At 39.6% G+C, this 18,336-nt stretch carries 12 protein-coding genes; 7 read left to right on the top strand and 5 right to left on the bottom strand.

Annotated features, from left to right (window positions below; genetic code table 11):
• Positions 1–10 precede the first annotated feature (10 nt).
• The 6 genes from LUA90_RS13770 (at position 11) to LUA90_RS13795 (ending at position 11,537) form a co-directional block, all read left to right on the top strand.
• On the top strand, positions 11–2,509 hold the full coding sequence (locus LUA90_RS13770) for a glycoside hydrolase N-terminal domain-containing protein (RefSeq protein WP_231491273.1): 2,499 nt from the start codon (positions 11–13) through the stop codon (positions 2,507–2,509).
• Between the two features lie 499 nt (positions 2,510–3,008).
• The gene (locus LUA90_RS13775; protein WP_231465357.1) at positions 3,009–6,224 is read left to right on the top strand and encodes a TonB-dependent receptor; all 3,216 of its coding nucleotides are present in this window, start codon (positions 3,009–3,011) and stop codon (positions 6,222–6,224) included.
• Positions 6,225–6,242: 18 nt separating this feature from the next.
• Entirely contained in the window at positions 6,243–8,042 is a 1,800-nt protein-coding gene (locus LUA90_RS13780; RefSeq protein ID WP_231465354.1) for a RagB/SusD family nutrient uptake outer membrane protein, read from the top strand.
• A gap of 145 nt (positions 8,043–8,187) precedes the next feature.
• Complete coding sequence (locus tag LUA90_RS13785; protein ID WP_231465352.1) at positions 8,188–8,760, top strand: hypothetical protein; 573 nt, start codon at positions 8,188–8,190, stop codon at positions 8,758–8,760.
• A 102-nt stretch (positions 8,761–8,862) separates the two neighbouring features.
• On the top strand, positions 8,863–9,858 hold the full coding sequence (locus LUA90_RS13790) for a pectinesterase family protein (RefSeq protein ID WP_231465349.1): 996 nt from the start codon (positions 8,863–8,865) through the stop codon (positions 9,856–9,858).
• A gap of 566 nt (positions 9,859–10,424) precedes the next feature.
• Complete coding sequence (locus tag LUA90_RS13795; RefSeq protein WP_231465347.1) at positions 10,425–11,537, top strand: formylglycine-generating enzyme family protein; 1,113 nt, start codon at positions 10,425–10,427, stop codon at positions 11,535–11,537.
• Positions 11,538–12,403: 866 nt separating this feature from the next.
• Here LUA90_RS13795 and LUA90_RS13800 read toward each other — a convergent pair.
• The 4 genes from LUA90_RS13800 to LUA90_RS13815 all read right to left on the bottom strand — a co-directional run bounded on the left by LUA90_RS13800 (position 12,404) and on the right by LUA90_RS13815 (position 16,067).
• Positions 12,404–13,429, bottom strand: a complete 1,026-nt coding sequence (locus tag LUA90_RS13800) for a hypothetical protein (RefSeq protein ID WP_231491274.1) — start codon at positions 13,427–13,429, stop codon at positions 12,404–12,406.
• A 104-nt stretch (positions 13,430–13,533) separates the two neighbouring features.
• A complete protein-coding gene (locus LUA90_RS13805) occupies positions 13,534–14,535 on the bottom strand; it encodes an MlaD family protein (RefSeq protein ID WP_231491275.1) in 1,002 nt (333 codons plus the stop codon).
• A 12-nt stretch (positions 14,536–14,547) separates the two neighbouring features.
• Positions 14,548–15,291 (bottom strand): ABC transporter ATP-binding protein, encoded by a 744-nt coding sequence (locus tag LUA90_RS13810; RefSeq protein ID WP_231491276.1) that lies wholly within the window; start codon positions 15,289–15,291, stop codon positions 14,548–14,550.
• A 5-nt stretch (positions 15,292–15,296) separates the two neighbouring features.
• Positions 15,297–16,067 (bottom strand): ABC transporter permease, encoded by a 771-nt coding sequence (locus LUA90_RS13815; RefSeq protein WP_231491277.1) that lies wholly within the window; start codon positions 16,065–16,067, stop codon positions 15,297–15,299.
• A gap of 272 nt (positions 16,068–16,339) precedes the next feature.
• Here LUA90_RS13815 and LUA90_RS13820 point away from each other — a divergent pair, with 272 nt between their 5' ends.
• Positions 16,340–17,212: a universal stress protein gene (locus tag LUA90_RS13820; RefSeq protein WP_231491278.1), complete on the top strand. Its 873-nt coding sequence runs from the start codon at positions 16,340–16,342 to the stop codon at positions 17,210–17,212.
• Between the two features lie 71 nt (positions 17,213–17,283).
• On the opposite strand, the gene LUA90_RS13825 is transcribed toward LUA90_RS13820, so the two are convergent.
• Entirely contained in the window at positions 17,284–18,336 is a 1,053-nt protein-coding gene (locus LUA90_RS13825; protein WP_231491279.1) for a response regulator, read from the bottom strand.

Genomic DNA, 18,336 nt, shown 5'->3' on the forward strand with positions numbered 1-18,336 from the left:
TATGAAAGATATGAGAAGTATAAAATGCAAGGTTATTTTTGGTAAAATCTTTTGTGGTCTATTCCTGACTATAATACTTACAGTAAGCACCTCTAGTGTAATTGCTCAGCAACACCTTAAATTGCATTATGATAAGCCAGCACAAAATTGGAACGAAGCACTACCACTTGGTAATGGCCAGTTAGGTCTTATGGCTTTCGGAAATCCTTCAAAGGAACATTTGCAGTTGAACGAGGAAACTGTATGGGCAGGTGAGCCCGGCAATAATGTACCATCAAATACAGCCAGTCAAATAAACGAAATTAGGAGTTTACTATTTCAAGGTAAAAACCAGGAAGCCCAGAACCTTTCTAATCAAACCTTTCCACGCCAGTCACCCGCCAATCTCAATTATGGTATGCCCTATCAAACAGTTGGTGATTTATGGCTAACCTTTCCTGGTCACCAAGTTTATAATAGTTATTACCGCGAACTGGATATCAGTAACGCAATATCAACAGTAAGCTATAAGGTGGATAACATCACATTTAAAAGAAAAGTCTTCGCATCGCTTACAGATGATGTTATCATTATGAAAATTACTGCAGATAAGCCCAAAAGTGTCAGTTTTACTTTGGGATTATCCAGTACGCAAAAAGACCATCAGGTTAAACAGGTTAGAGGTTATCTGCAACTCTCTGGTAACGGAGGCAGTGTAGATAATAAGCTAGGAAAAGTAAAATTCGAGGCGCTGGTAATGCCAATTGTGAAGGGTGGATTGATTGAAAGAACTGATTCATCATTAACGGTTAGCAAAGCTGATGAAGTTATAGTTTATATTTCCATTGGTACAAATTTTATAAATTACAAGGATTTGTCTGCCGAGCCACTTATAAAAGCAAAATCGATTTTAAACAGCGCAATTGCTAAAAAATATGACCAGGCTTTCGCCGCTCATCAAAAGAAATATAAGTTATTTTTCGATCGGGTAACATTAAATTTGGGAGATTCCAATCAGTCTAAAAAAACAACCGATGTAAGGATTAAAGAATTTGCAAATCATGCAGATCCGCAACTTGTAGCCCTCTATTTTCAATTTGGAAGATACCTTTTAATCTCAAGTTCACAGCCAGGAGGTCAGCCCGCAAATCTTCAGGGTATTTGGAACGATAAAAATTCTCCCCCTTGGGATAGTAAATATACCGTGAACATCAACACGGAAATGAACTATTGGCCCGCTGAAATTACCAATTTATCTGAAATGCACCAACCATTATTTTCCATGTTAAAAGATTTGGCAATAACAGGTAAGCAAAGTGCAAGTAAAATGTATAACGCCAGAGGCTGGAACATGCACCACAATACCGATATATGGCGAATTACCGGCATTGTTGATGGTGGCTTTTATGGGATGTGGCCAATGGGTGGTGCCTGGCTCACCCAGCATTTGTGGCAGCATTATCTTTTTACAGGTGATACAAAATTATTAAAAGAAAATTATCCAATTTTAAAAGGTGCAGCTATGTTTTATCTTGATGTGTTGAAACAAGAGCCTAAAACCAAATGGCTGGTAATGGCGCCTTCAATGTCGCCAGAAAATACATACGAGAAAAACGTAGGCGTAACTGCCGGAGCGACAATGGATAACCAACTGATTTTCGACACGTTTAATAACCTGATAAATGCAGCAAAAGTTTTAAAAACAGATCAGTCCTTTTCTGATTCGATTGCAACTGCACTCGCAATGATGCCCCCAATGCAGATTGGCAAACACAATCAATTGCAAGAGTGGCTGCAGGATTTAGACAGACCTGATGACAAACATCGGCATATTTCTCATCTTTATGGCTTGTACCCCTCCGGGCAAATTTCTCCATTTCGCAATCCCCAACTGCTGGAAGCTGCCAAAAACGCTCTTATTTACCGCGGAGATAAATCAACAGGATGGTCTATGGGCTGGAAGGTAAATTGGTGGGCACGAATGCTGGATGGTAATAAAGCTTACAAACTTATTTCAGATCAGCTCACTCCGGCCCCAATGGAAACCAAAGGCCAATCTGGAGGTACTTATCCAAACCTGCTGGATGCGCATCCACCATTTCAAATAGATGGTAATTTTGGCTGTACTGCGGGTATAGCAGAAATGCTGCTGCAAAGTTATGATGGCAATATTTACATATTACCAGCCTTACCCGATGCCCTTAATGAAGGCAGAATTGCTGGGCTAAAGGCCCGGGGAGGTTTCGTATTGGATATTGAATGGAAGAATGGCAAGTTAACTAAACTCTCCATCCAGTCAACGCTGGGAGGAAACTGCCGGTTAAGACTTTCAGACAAGGTAAGCTTAACCGGGAATGCTAAGCTAATAAAATCCGCAGGAGAAAATTCAAATCATTTCTATCAGGTTAATACCATAAAAGATCCACGGTTATCCAAAGAAGCAAATTTGAAAGGGATTAAGATTCCTCAAACTAATCTTTTCGATTTCAATACAGTTGCTGGCAAAACGTATATTTTTACTGCGCTTTAGTTCATTACTAAGCATAAAATAGCCGCTAGGTGCTTTAAGCGTTTATTTTGCACGGAAAATAGACTCTTTTGGTCAATTTTTTTACCCCTTTAGTTTCGGCGGTATATAAATTTGTTTATCAAGATGGAGTAAAGGTTAACTTTATTTCATTTTTTTACTAACCAAATTGTCAAATTGTATGAGCGTTTAAGAAGTTCTTCTTTAGTTAACAGCGTAAATCATTCAGCATTTTTTTTAAATTTTTAACATTGCCAGATTCGTAACCAATTATAAACTTCAGTTGTGCAACCGTTTGCACTAGAATTAATAACTAACTAAATAACCTTGGATTTTATTAGTAAAACCCAATCTAACCAATCAAATTATGAGGAAAAATTACAGCATTAATCTTAAAAAAAGGGCGTTTCAAAACATCAGATTATTGAAAAGTCCAAACGATCATAGTGAAGTCAACCTCCAGCAAAAAACATTTTTTTGTTCACCATTCAACTGATCGATTATGAAATATATATACATTTTTATAGCCTTATTTCTATGTTCTGCACAATCAGCTTGGTCGCAGAACCGTATAATCAAAGGTCAGGTAATAGATGAAAAAGGCGTATCGATTGTAGGTGCAACTATATCAATTAAAGGAACAAATAGAGGTATCAATACAGACAACGATGGTAAATTTTCAATCACAGTTCCACCGGGTGTAGCAACCTTGGTGGTTCAATTTATAGGCTATGTAAAAAAAGAGGTAAATATTGCGGCCAACATTACGAGTTCAAAAATTACACTTCAAGAGGATATTAATGTCCTTCAGGAAGTTACTGTAGTTAATGTTGGATATGGTACAGTTTCCCGCGAAGCCCTTACCGGTTCCGTTTCATCCCTTCGTGCTGATCAGATAAAGGATATTCCGATTAATTCTGCAGAGCAAGCTTTGGCAGGTCGACTGGCCGGGGTTCAGGTAACTGCTACAGATGGTGCACCAGGTACTAACGTGCAGATTAGAATTAGGGGCGGAAGTTCCATCACTCAAGATAATTCTCCACTATATATTGTTGATGGGGTACAGGTGGAAAATGCGTTAAGGGCATTATCACCTCAGGATATAGAATCTATCGACGTATTAAAGGATGCAGCATCTACTGCAATTTATGGCGCCAGAGGTGCAAATGGTGTTGTATTAATCACCACCAAAACGGGTAAGCGTGGCAAAATGACAGTGAGCTATAACGGTTTTGTAGGTGCAAGCAAAATTTTAGGAAAATTAGATGTGCTGGACGCAACCGATTATCTTAAATATCAATACGAACGCAGTAGGGGAAATGTTATTGATAGTACCTCATTCGTAACTAACTATGGGCCATTTGATACATTGGAGGTTTATCGCGATAAAGGTCGCGATTGGCAAAATGAGGTTTTTGGAAAGGTTGCATTGCAACAAACCCATAACCTGAGTTTAAATGGAGGCGATGAGAAAATCAATTACAATTTAAGTTTAACAACAAACGGTCAGGAAGGGGTGATGATTAATTCAGATTTCGACCGGAAGCTATTGGGTTTTAAAATGGAGTTGAGACCTAACCAAAAATTTAGAGCAGGATTCAACGTAAGGTATACTGATGAACGAATTAATGGAGCCGGAGTATCGAGCCCCGGACTGGCAAGGGACAACTTCCTGAAAAATACACTTTCTTACAGGCCAATAGACAGCAAAAATCCAACTGACATAGATTTTTATGATGCGCAATATCTGGCTGTGTCCGATTTAAGAAATCCTGTTATTAATGCAACTGCAGTTTACAGGAAAACATTTGGAAAACGATACAATTTATCGGGATATCTTAGTTATGCAATAACCCCAGAAATAACGGCAAGGGTTACGGCCGGGTATGATAACAACAATTCCAGAACAAACAACTTCTACTCAGAAATTACCGGTCAGGCGTCGCTTTATTCTGCAATGCCAATTGCCTCAATTTTAACAGGTACCGTAAATTCCTTAAATAATTCTAATACTATCACTTATAGTAAAAAGAATATTGCAAAACATCATGATATTGATGTATTACTTGGTCAGGAATCTTACCAAACCAGAAATGAACAATTTAATGCCGAAACGAGATACTTTCCTTTAGGAATTAGTCCTGAAAAGGCATTATCAAATATGAACTTGGGGAATCCACCTGCAGGTCAGGCTCAGCCACGCCCCACTACCAATAATATTATGGCCAGAACCTTTTCATTTTTTGGCCGGGTTAATTATGGTTTAAATAAAAAATATTTGTTAACGCTTACGGCCAGGGCAGATGGAAGCTCTAAATTTATGGCTGGACAGCGTTGGGGCTTTTTTCCATCCGGCGCTTTTGCATGGAGAATTTCTGATGAAAAATTTGCAGAATCTATTAAGCCAATAGTTTCTGACGCTAAGCTGAGATTAAGTTATGGTTCTACAGGTAATAATAGAATCAATGATTTTAGTTATTTGCCTCTATATTCTTCCAATACCTATTATGGATTAAATGATCAGCTTGTACCAGGTGTGGTACCTACACAGTTAGCCAATCCAAATGTGAAATGGGAAACAACAGTATCAAGAAACTTAGGCCTGGATTTAAGTTTCTTCAAAAACAGGGTTCAGTTTACAACCGACATTTATTACAACAGTACTAAAGATTTATTATTGCAGAACCCTATACCACAAACTTCTGGCTACACACAACAAACGCAGAATATTGCGGCAACATCAAATCGCGGTATCGAATTTCAGTTGTCTGGATTGATTCTGCAAACCAAAGATTTTAGTTATTCTGCAAGCTACAATATGTCTTTCAATAGAAACAGAGTAGAGAAACTAAATGATGGCATCACCAGTAAAGGATATGCTTCGGGCTGGGATACCAATACAGGTAACGACTTTCTTGTTGAAGTTGGAAAGCCTTTGGGCCAAATGTATGGCTACCGCTCTGATGGGTATTACAAGGTAAGTGATTTTAACTTTAATGCTATTACAGGTGTTTATACCTTAAAACCAGATGTAGCTTCCTTTTTTGGTGTAACCAGGAGCACTATTCAGCCAGGAACAATGAAACTTCTGGATTTGGGCGGCTCAATAAAGAATCCTGACGGCAGTCCTGCTATTCATACGGATGAAGACAGAACGGTTATTGGAAATGCTGCACCAAAATTTATAGGAGGCTTAAATCAGCAATTTTCTTACAAGAACTGGGATATGAGCATTTTTGTGAACTTTAGTGTGGGAAATGATATTTATAATGCCAATAAAATTGAGTTAACGAATGCCAGATTACGTGGTGTAAACTTACTTGAATCTGTTAATGGAAGATTTTCAACTATCGACCAAAACGGAAAATCAATCTATAATGATCCAGCTAAGTTAGAAGCTTATAATGCAAACGCAACCACCTGGCGACCGTATGAAAACAGCAACCTATTTACCGACTGGGCTGTAGAGGACGGCTCTTTTTTAAGAATTAATAACATTACGCTGGGTTACACCCTTCCAAAAGATTTTGCAAAAAAAATCAAACTCTCAAGCCTTCGTTTTTATGCAACAGTAAACAATCTGGCCACCATAACCGGTTATTCAGGTTTCGACCCGGAAGTAAATACCCGTACCAATGGCGGATTAACTCCTGGTGTGGATTATTCTGCTTATCCAAGATCGAGAACAATACTCTTTGGACTTAATTTAACATTTTAAAAACTAAAATTTCAGATTATGAAATTCAACAACATAAAAATATTAGCCTGCAGTACGATAATGGCTACAGCTCTATTTGGCTTAGGCTCATGTAAAAAGTATTTGGAAATAAAACCAGAATCTGCGTTTTCCCCTGCAGATATTTTTAGCAATGTTTCAAGTGCGAATTCAGCCATAATGGGCGTATATCAACTTTTAGCCGGAGATGATGGTTACGGGCAGCGGCAATCACTCGTTTTTGTTAACGATACCGATGAGTTTTCCAGAAGTGGTGATGTAGATGCAGGCGCCCGCGGACTTGCACGTTACAGCGCTGATGCAGGAAATGGCGAACTTGCTGCAACCTTTACAAGAGGATTTCAAGCTATAGAACGTGCCAATTTATGTATTAAATATATCCCACAGATGGTAGCATACAATAGTGGTTCTGCATCTGACCAGAAAGAATTGAGAAGACTTTACGCAGAAGCGCTCGTACTTAGGGCAATATATTATTTTGACCTGGTTAAAAATTGGGGCGATGTTCCCTTGCAATTGGAACCTTCAGTTTCGGGAATGGATTTTAATCTTAGTAAAACCAACAGTGATGTGATTTATGATCGCATTTTGGGTGACATCGCAAGTGCTGAACGCATGTTGCCATGGCGCAAGGAAACAACCATAGATGAACGCATAACCCAGGGTGCTGCACGTGGCATGAGGGCTCGAATTGCTTTATTTAGAGGAGGATACCAATTGCGTAGAACATCTAAAGTAATGGAAAGATTACCAGATTACCTAAAATATTACACTATAGCAAGAGATGAGTGCGATACGATTATGAAATCTAACCAGCACGCACTTAACCCAAGTTTTTATGACGTATTTAAGAAAGCTAACGAACTTACTTTAGATAATGTTTATGGTGAACGAATGCTTGAAGTTGCGCAGGCTGGCGGAAATGCCAATTATGATAGTAAATTAGGAAGGGCTAGCGGTACCCGTATTGCCGATGGTTCACGCTATGGCCCAGGTGGCGGAGCCTTAAATCCTACAGCAAGTTATTTTTATTCTTTCGACGTGTCTGATCCGAGAAAAGAAGTTACCATTGCCCACTACAATATAGATGCTAACAATTTAAAAAGTCCGGCTCGGATGACTGAAATGAATGATGGTAAGTACCGTAGAGACTGGAGACCAATTATCGCCGGAGCTACTCAAACATTAGGAATCAACTGGATTATGTTGCGCTATTCTGATGTATTATTGATGTACGCAGAAGCGGTTAACGAAATAAATGGCGCACCGGATGCATCGGCGATAAAGGCATTTGAAGATGTACGAAGAAGAGCATTTTCGGCAAATTTAAGTAAAGTTGGTACAACACCCACCTCAAAAGCAGCATTTTTTAATGCGATTGTACAAGAAAGAAGCTGGGAGTTAGGTGGAGAAGGCATAAGAAAATATGATTTAGTACGCTGGAATTTATTAGGCGCTAAACTAATTCAAGCCAGAACAGAAATGACAGCCATTGTTAATACACCTGCAAAATATCCTCGCTATTTATATTATAGAAATGTGGGCGAAGAATTTGAATTTTTGCCAGGTACTGGATATTATTTGCCAGATCCTGCTGTAGCGCCAGCTCCATTGTATAATGCTACTACAAATCCAACAGGTTACATCAGGGTAGACTGGAGACAAAATTTAACAACTACCGCTGGAGGCGCAATAGAAAAATTGGGACGCACTTTTCAATCTAATCACTCTGAAGTGCTGCCTATCCATAGGAGTATTTTAGATCTTAATCCTAATCTAAAACAAGATTTTGGATATTGATATCGACTCACCGCCTTATCAATAAAATATATGCTTGGCCTGAAGGTTTGAAAACCGGAAGGCCTTGCTTATCAAAGTCTAATTCAGCTCATAAATTTTACGATAATGTTATTCGGAACAAAATTTAAATAAATCAATAGAAATAATGTCGATTTCAGAGTTAGTGCGAAACGCTATATTAAAAGGCTATACAATGCCTCCGGCTAATGCTTTGGCAGCTGTAAAACCAATAGGGTTAAAGAATTCAGTCGACCATTTTATTGCACAGCTGCAAGACTCAGGCGCTAAAGTTTTTTTGAATAGCTATTACTTTTCTAATGCATTCGGTCCCGTTTCAGCCCGGCTTTTAGGGAAAACAAGGCGGCAAATAAGGAAATCGCTCGCCTTTTTGCGTGTGCGGAAATTTGTGAATTGTAATTTCAGGGCCAAGTTGGGCGTAGCTGCATGTGGCGCTATTTTTATTTCAAAACAGGATATGATCCTACTTCAGTTAACAAACGAATGTAGATTCGCTTCACTATACATCGATGCGAATGACGTCTTATCAGATTTATGCCAAGCAAACGTGCTCATTGAGCAATATCAGCAATCTGATGGATATTATGTTTCAGGGCCAAACCGTTTGGCGCATAGCCCCTTAAATGAGTTAAGGAACATACCGAGGCTTGTGGTTTATATTTCCAAAAAGCAGAAACGAGGTCCGGTTTTTAGCGCCTAATCTAAGGTTCTGTATCGCACTTAACCGCCAGTTAATTTTTTAAAATACTCAAACTAACTGGTGCTCAATACTTTGCAAATGCTAAAGCTTAACCATATTAACATGAAATTAAGATTATTCAACCTGTTTTTATTATTGACTATTGTATTTACTTACTCCTTTGCGCAGCAAACTCCTATAAAGTTTACGGTATCGCACAATGGTAATGGTGATTACAGAACTATTCAGGAAGCTATCAATGCTGTACGTGATCACATGCAATCAAAGGTTACAATTTTAATAAAATCGGGAATCTATCACGAAAAAGTTGTTATTCCAGCTTGGAAGAAAAACATCATGATTATTGGCGAAGACCAGAAAACAACAATTATAACAAATGGGGATTATTCGGGTAAACTTTTTGCTAACAAAGATTTTACAGGTAATAATAAGTATAGCACATACACCTCATATACCCTATTGGTGCAAGGCAACGACTGCAGCCTGGAAAATATTACAGTAGAAAATTCGGCTGGACCAGTTGGACAGGCAGTAGCCTTAACCGTTGAGGCCGACCGCTTCGGGGCAAAAAATTGTGCATTTTTAGGCCACCAGGATACGCTATACACCTCAAAAGATGGTCGATGTTATTTTGAGAATTGCCTTATTACCGGCACCACTGATTTTATTTTTGGAGAGGCAACAGCAATATTCAACAGGTGTACCATCAAAAGTCTTACGGATTCGTACATCACCGCTGCCTCCACAACCCGCGAGCAGGTTTTTGGCTATGTATTTATGAATTGTGAACTAACTGCACTTCCAACCGTTAAAAAGGTTTTTTTAGGTAGGCCATGGCGGCCTTTTGCAAAAACAGTTTTCCTGAATTCCAGTTTTGGCGGGCATATTGTTGCAGAGGGTTGGCATGCCTGGCCAGGCGATCCCTTGTTTGCAAATAAGGAAAAAACAGTATTCTATGCAGAGTATGGGAACACCGGACCGGGCGCAGGTACCGCGGAAAGAGTACCATGGGCAAAGCAACTTTCTAAAAAAGAAGCTGCTCATTACACCATTAAAAATATCCTTGGCGGCTGGATTCCAGCCTTTTCAACAATTTAGCGTAGGCCTTCAATAAGAAACATAATTATTGTGTTGGGATGTTGCTGAGGCATATCCAATGCTGAGGAAATTCGATAGATTAATTGGCATGCAGCTATAATATTTTGGATTAGTTAGGCCGATTATTAAGCCTTGCTGCTTAAATAAGCCAATAAGTTTGCTATGTGAAGACAAAATATTAAATAAAAAGCTTGCGTTGTAAGTTAAAACAGAAAAGCAAATTATGAGAGCATAATTTAGTAAACCAGAACAAATCATCAAAGAAAGAGCAACTTTGGATATTTACGAAGTTAAAAACTTATTCAGCTATCTATTTAAGCCTGCTCAATCTACTTTTAATAACAATCTTAAGCAATCAGCGCTTTAGCCATTGGCGATCCGTGGCTTTACAATGAGTATACTAATGGCAGGTTACCAAAAACTTTTGAAAACGATAAGTCAGCGAACGATTTAAGTATGTTTATCCTAAATTTGATAAAACTTAAGAACTTTAGAATGACAGGGAAATAAGTTTTAGCTTACATGATTTACCTGGTCTAAATTCTGCAAAAATTTGATACCTGAATATGAGAAAAATTGATGTGATATGCTGTATTTTATTGGGAATCAGCTTTTTTTCTTGTTCGGATGCGGGGCAAAAAGCTGCGAACGAAAGTAAGCAGGATTCGGTAGCTTCATGCAGCCAAAATCTACCTAAGCGCTTCGGTGTAGAAAATGATACAGCTACTTTTGTTGCCAATAAAGCTAGCCATAAGGGTATGGTTTTTATTCAGGGTGGTGAATATTTAATGGGGGCGGTTGATAAAGATGGGCGGGAAGATGAATATCCGCAACATAAGGTTAGGCTCTCTTCATTTTGGATGGATATTAATGAAGTAACAAATGCTGAATTTAAAAAATTTGTAAAGGCAACAGGATACGTAACTACTGCAGAAAGAAAACCGATATGGGAAGAAATGAAAAAACAACTTCCCGAAGGAACGCCTAAGCCACCAGACAGTGTTTTTAGTGCAGCCTCATTGGTGTTTTATCAACCTAAATACATTAATGGTTTTAATAATGTTGCCCAATGGTGGCATTGGGTAAAAGGGGCGAGTTGGAAACATCCACAAGGACCAGAAACTAACATCATAGGAAAAGATAATTATCCGGTTATTCATATTTCCTGGGAGGATGCTATGTCTTACTGCAAATGGGCTGGAAAACGTTTGCCTACGGAGGCAGAGTGGGAATATGCAGCAAGAGGAGGTTTGAAAGATAGTTTATACCCCTGGGGAAATGAAGATATTGAAAAAGGCATCCCTAAAGCAAATACATGGCAAGGAAGCTTTCCGGTTAAAAACACAAACTGGGATAAATTTGGAGGTTTAGCACCTGTGAAACAATTTGAGCCAAATAATTACGGATTATTTGATATGGCTGGAAATGTTTGGGAATGGTGCAGCGACTGGTATCGTTCAGATTATTATCAAACGGCTAATACAATATCCACTAACCCCACCGGCCCTTCAGACAGCTACGACCCAATGGAGCCGCTTGTACAGAAAAAAGTGGTGCGTGGCGGTTCTTTTATGTGTAATTCTGCTTACTGTAAAGGGTATCGGGTTACTTCAAGGATGAAAACTTCTACTGATACCGGACTTGAACATACAGGGTTCAGGTGCGTTAGTTCTGATTAGCTAACCTCCAACGGCTTTTAAGAAAAAACTTTTGTCTGCTCAATATCTTTGCGGAAGCATATTTATTTAGCAAAATTGCCTCGCTTTATTTATACAAAATTCAGGTCTTTACCTCATTCACATATCTTTAACAAATGTATTAAATGTAATGGCTAACCAGTTACATCGAAATAAGAAACGAAACAATAAGTATCTTAATCCTTATAGCTTATAAGTTCTTTAAAGCTATATTATTAGCTTTTCATTGTTAATTAAGCGTACGTAAATTTTTGAAAGCTATCAAAATACTTATCCGTATGTTCATTGGATTTATTGGCATAAAAAAAGGAAACAACAAAAACATGTTGCTTCCTTAAGTAGAGTCAACCATACGTAAATCTAACTTCCATACTGATTTTGAAGACACGATTCACAGAATAGAGGCTTATTATAAAAAATATGGAGATGAAAATTTGTATCCGTAGCCCTATAGGTGGATAAACCAGAGTGGATTGACCCCATGCAACCGGAAATATTGTTATTATCAATTCTTGATTGCTAGTATGTTAGTGAATTAGCGATAGGTTTAATCATGTCGGTTTATTCACGTTATATCCAACGTGTTATAAATGCTCCGCTAGTTGCAATTTCTGCAATACCATCCGATAAGGAAATGACTGTCATAAACCAATTAGATGCTCTTAGTGAAGTTATGTTTTGTAGCAGATGATTATTTCCGTCCTTAACCCCTAACCAACTTTTGAACGCTAATGCTCTATATATCATCAAGCTTAGGAAATCTTTTTAAGCATTTCATGTACTCCAAACGCCGACAAACTATGCTTTTGCTGAGGTTAGCAAAGTGTTAGAAAATGATCATTATCATCCTATGCATGCGCTAATAATTCTCGAATCAATGCTGTTAAGCTAACGGAAGCGCATGCGATGCATTCATCAGCGGCGCCATAATAGATGTAAAGACGGTCTCCAAACGTTGCCGTCCCCGATGGAAAGCAGACATTATTGACTTTGCCGGATTTTTCCCACTCCTCCCCAGGACTAAAAAGGGGGTAGGGTAATCGGGAAATTTCCTTTCCTGGATTTTCCAGATCAAAAAGTGCGGCACAGGCACAGTAAACATAACCACCCGGAGTATCATGCACACCGTGATAAATTATAATCCACCCTTTTTCCGTTTCAATAGGAGGGCACCCACCACCTACATAACTTACCTCATGGTCCAACTTTGGTGACAACATAATATGCCTTTCAAAATTTTGGAGATAATTTTCCCAAAATGATGCATTCAGCTCGGAAAGGCTCTCCACCGATGCAATCTGGATATCAGGCTTGATCCGGTGGAGAAAATAAAACTTGCCGTTGATTTTTCGGGGAAAGAAAATGAGGTCTTTATCCCAAACCAGAAGCCGGGTTTCGTTAATGACTTCTAACTTATCATGGGCAAACCTGGAATATTTTTCATTAATTCTTCCCGAACATTCTGCAAGTTTTCGAAATTCAGAAAATGATAGTTGAGGAACAATTATTCCATCTCTTTTAAAAACTTTTAGGTCATTAGAGGTCGCTAATGCACCCAATGCATTGTAACCGTCGTATGCAGTATATGTCAAAAAATATTGGCCTTCTATCTGAACAATTCTCGGATCTTCAATCCCTTTGTCTTCAGTTACTCCAAGAGGGCTGAGCAATGGAATTTGAGATCTCCACACAACCCTTTTAGGACCCTTGAGCTTGCAGAACCCGATAGTAGAAATATTGTCTTCACCAAAGGCCCTGTAGAACATATACACCTCTTCCCCTAATCTGATCGTCGCGGGATTAAGAACTCCCTTGTTTTCAAACTGGCAATCCGTCTTTTCAAGGATAATACCTTCTTTATCTACTTCAATCACAATCTTCGGTTACTTAATTGGCTACGACTATACTTCAAAATATCTTATTGGTAATTAATTCATTTCTTTGGGCCATGATCATTAATTATATGATGATTTCTTAACTACCGCTGCTGACCTGAAAGTTTCTCTTCTTTTTTCTTTTGTCGTTCCTGAGCTTTAAAAAATCCCCTGAAAAAAAAGTTATGTTTCAAAGCTTCCATATTTTGGTTAAAACCATCGGTTCCTTTTTGCAGGTTGTCCATGGTCTGTCTTACATTCCTTGCCATCACTGAATCTTTGAGTATAGTATTCACCGTATTATCACCATGATTCAGGTCATAATTCATGGATTTGACTATCGCATTGAGCTCGAGGCTCATAGCATTGGCATTTGTTGTCGCCATTTTGGTCTGCTGAACAGCATTTTTAAGATCAGCAGAAATACTGGTGTCGGTTAGCAGAAAACCTGCAGCTCCTTTACCATTTCGGATATCCTTGACAACGTGGTTAAGATCTAGACTAAGGTCCTGGGCATATTTGGTCGTCGTGTAAATATTAAGCAAAGATGCCTTTAAGCTCTCACCGATGGTTTCATCGTCTATTAGTTTCAATATCGCGCTGCTATGCACCTTCATTACCGTCCCTTTCAGCACTTCTGAAATGGTGGCTACGTTGTTATTGGTTTGGGAGAGCTTATCTATAATTTCATCCATATTGGCCATATTCTTTGCCTGAAGAACATCGCCCTCTTCCACCTTTGTGCTCTTGCCTGTCATTGGACTGATATTAATCACTTTATTTCCCATCAGCCCTTCGGTTCCGATGCTCGCTAGCGCATTCTTACCAATAAAGTCCTTTACCTTATCGTTAATTTGCATGGTGACCTCAATCGTGCTGTCATTTAAAAGCGCAATATCTTTAACGGTTCCCGCCTGGAAACCGGAGAACAAGACATTGTTTCCAGTGGTCAAGCCATTTAAATTTGAGAATTTCGCTTTGAGCTGGAATTCATTGCCGAAAAGATTTTTGTTCTTACCGATGATGAAAAGTGCCAGGATCATTAAGATTAAACCTGCCAGCACGAATGCTCCAAGCTTAACGCTGTTTATTTTTTCATTTGCCATGTCCTTTTTTATTTAATCAAAAAACTGTTTAATATTTTTATCTGTTGAATTTGACAGTTCCTCATAACTGCCCTCTGCATAATTTTTCCCCTCAAGTAATAATACTATCACATCAGCAGTGTTTTTTACGCAGTTCATATCATGAGAAATAATGATGGAGGAAGTATGATTTTTTGCCTGCAGTTTCAAAATCAGGTTTTCGATCTCTCTTGAGGTCACCGGGTCAAGACCAGTCGTTGGCTCATCATATAAAATTACCTCCGGCCGCAAAATCATTGTTCTGGCCAAAGCAACCCTTTTGAGCATACCGCCGGAAAGTTCTGAAGGCATCATATCCAAAGTATGCAGGAGATCCACATTTTCCAGCCCTTCCAAAACCAGTCTGTCTACTTCCTCGCGGGTGATGTCAACCCAGTGCCTGAGCAGGGGAAACTCTAGATTTTCTTTTATCGTCATTGAATCGTATAAAGCATTGCTTTGAAATAAGAAGCCAATTTTAGTTCGCGTCTCATCCAATTCATCTTCAGATAAAGAAGTAATGTTGGCTTCATTGACGAAGATACTTCCACTTTCCGGCTTCAGCAGCCCGATAATGCACTTGATCAATACAGATTTGCCAGAACCGGATTTTCCAAGGATAACCACATTCGTTCCACGCTTGACCGATAAATTAAACCCATCTAAGATCACTTTTTCACCAAAAGACTTACTGAGGTCTTTAATCTTTATAACGACGCTATTGCTTGTTGAATCCATATCTCTTAGTTTAATCCCAATAACTCAGTGATCTGCACTGCAAGTAAATCAATAGCGAATATCATCACTGAGGACAGCACTACAGCTGAGTTGGCTGAAATGCCCACACCCTGGGTGCCCTTGGTTGAACTGAATCCCTTATAGCATCCTACGATACCAACGGCAAAACCAAAAAATAAAGTTTTAACAATTGCAGGCAGCACATCACTAAAATCCAGGCTATTGAATACCTGAAGAAAGAACAGGTCGATACTGGTTACTGATCTGATATTTACACCAAGGTAGGCGCCAAATAAGGATATGCCGTCACCAAGTATCGTGAGCAGGGGAAGCATCAATGTTGTGGCTAGCACCCTCGTCGCTACAAGATATTTGTAGGGCTTGATACCACTCACAGTCATTGCATCAATTTGCTCAGTGACCTTCATCGATCCCAATTCCGCCCCAATACTGCTACCAATTTTTCCAGCGAAAATCAATGCTGTGATCACTGGGCCAATTTCACGTACAATTGCAAGTCCTACCATTACCGGAAGCTGAGATTCTACGCCATAATCCACCAAAGAAGGGCGAAGTTGCATGGTGAGAACCAGCCCCATGATAAACGAGGTCAAACCAACCAGCGGAAATGACAGGTAGCCTATCTTATAGCACTGATTGATGAGTTCACGGTTTTCATAACGCGGCCGCATGCCGACAGAAAAGAACCGACCGGTAAAGCTGGCGACTTCTCCGGTTTCATGCAGGAAACTTTTAAAACGAAGGAATAACTTCATAACCGCAAAGCTAACGGCCCCCAAGCAACCAGACCATGATCCGAGGCTTTGAAGCGGTGATTTACATCAAATACTTGAGTGATGCTTGTCATGTAAATTCGTTCAGCACTCGCTTTATTCGGTGTAGCTTAAGTTCACGCACGATGATGGACTATGCTTAGTTTAGGTTGATTTTTTACTGAAATCGTAAATCCAGCATCATGGATTGTATTGATTGTCGTCATGGGATATGCATCTGCTTTTTTCAAACTTTGTCCTAAATAACTGATATCATGAAAACATTACTTGTAGCAACAGATTTCTCGGAGAACGCCAATCAGGCAGCGGATTATGCCTGCAAATTTGCCGGACAATTGGGATCCAATGTGCAGCTTATTCATGCATCATCTATAGATACTGATTCACCTTTACAGGTCATATGGCCAATTGAAGATCAGGATACAATAATTGGCCGGAATGATGCACTGTTGGAAACCTTTTCCGCGAAATTGCAGAATAGTGTGGCCACGTCCAGCGGACCAGATGGTTATATTCCTTCAATCCGGGTCCGATCGGCCGCCGGAGAGGTTGGTGACTTGATCCGAGAAACCGTTCAACTGGAAGACATAGCAATGGTCATCCTCGGACTATCCGGAAACGGGGACTTGAAAAGATTGATACAGGGCAGCTGTAGCCGAGACAGCATCGATTTTGCAGAATACCCGCTGCTCCTGATTCCACAGAATGCCAAATTTGTGCCGGTGAAAAAAATCGCCTTCGCAACGGATTTAAGCATAAGTGATATGGAAATCATCCAATTGCTCGCATTACTGGCGGCCAGGTTAAACGCCGAACTATTAATCGTTCATGTGATCGGCGATCGGGAAGACACACAATTGACTCACCACATTAATGAGTTTATGAAAGAATTAAAATCCAGGGTAAACTATAACCAAATGTATTATGAGAATGTATACCAGTCTAAATTGGAGGACGGTTTAAATTGGCTAGCCGATCACGGCGGCACGAATATAATAGCAGTTGTGCACCGTAAACACAGTTCAACATCAAATATACTGCACAATAGCCACGCACAAAAAATGGCCAGGCATACCAATCTTCCCTTGATAGTCATCCCGGAAGGGTATAAGGGAATGCTATTTTAGTACGACCAGAATTCAAACAGATAATATAGGCAATGATGATATCTGTCTGAATTTAAACTTTGGCTTGGATTTTAGTTTTTCATCTTTAGGAGCCCTTCACGGTTCAGCAGGGTAATCTTCGTCCCATCCCGCTCAATGAGCTGTTCATCTTTGAAATCAGATAGCGTACGGCTTACCGTTTCGGTGGCCATACAGGCCATTGCGGCAAGATCTTCTCTGGAAATGTTAATCAGGTTATCGTCTGCCTTAACCTGTCCGTAGAGCCTGAGCAATGTGCCTGCCATTTTTTTTCTGACTGAGTAGTAGGCCAGTTCCAAAAGTTGATCTTCCTTAGCTCTGTTATCTCTGGAAAGTAAATGAATAAACTTTCTTGCCACCTCAGGATATAAGTTGAGTACGGTCTCCATCTGCTCTAATGGTATTAAACAGATTTTGCTATCCTCCAAAGCCGTGGCCGTATCCGCATAAGCACTGTCACTCAATACCGAATTGATGCCTAGATAGTCTCCCTCAATGTAGATTCCGGTCATCAGTTCCCTACCGTCTTTTGCCAGCTTGATGGTTTTGACCTTCCCTTGCGTGACCAGATATAGGCCCTTTCCATGATCATCTTCATAGTAGATAACCTGGTTCTTTTTAAAATCCCGGCTCTTTTTTTCTTCTATGATTTTGTTGAATTCTGCCAGTCCATCTGTTTTTTCGACAAGAACTTTAAAAGCTTCTGTTTTAGTATGGTGAGATTGATCGCTTAATGCTTTTTTTCTTAATCGGATATCAATGGCATTCAACAATTCCATATCATCAAAAGGTTTGACTAGATAATCATCTGCCCCCAACTCCATGCCTTTCCTCAAATCTGCATGTTCAGCTTTGGCGGTTAAAAAAATAAAGGGGATGCCGGTGGTCTGTTCATGCCTGTTAAGCATGTATAGCACTCCATAACCGTCCAGTTCAGGCATCATGATATCACAAAGAATGATATCCGGCGTATGGCTAATGGCCAGGTCAACACCCAGCTTACCGTTTTCAGCCTGAATTACCGTATACCGCGCCATCTCCAGAATTTCAACCAGATTCGCACGGATCTCATCGTGGTCTTCAATTACTAATACTTTTTTACTCAT

The sequence above is a fragment of the Pedobacter sp. Leaf170 genome (assembly GCF_920984665.1).
GTDB lineage: Bacteria > Bacteroidota > Bacteroidia > Sphingobacteriales > Sphingobacteriaceae > Pedobacter.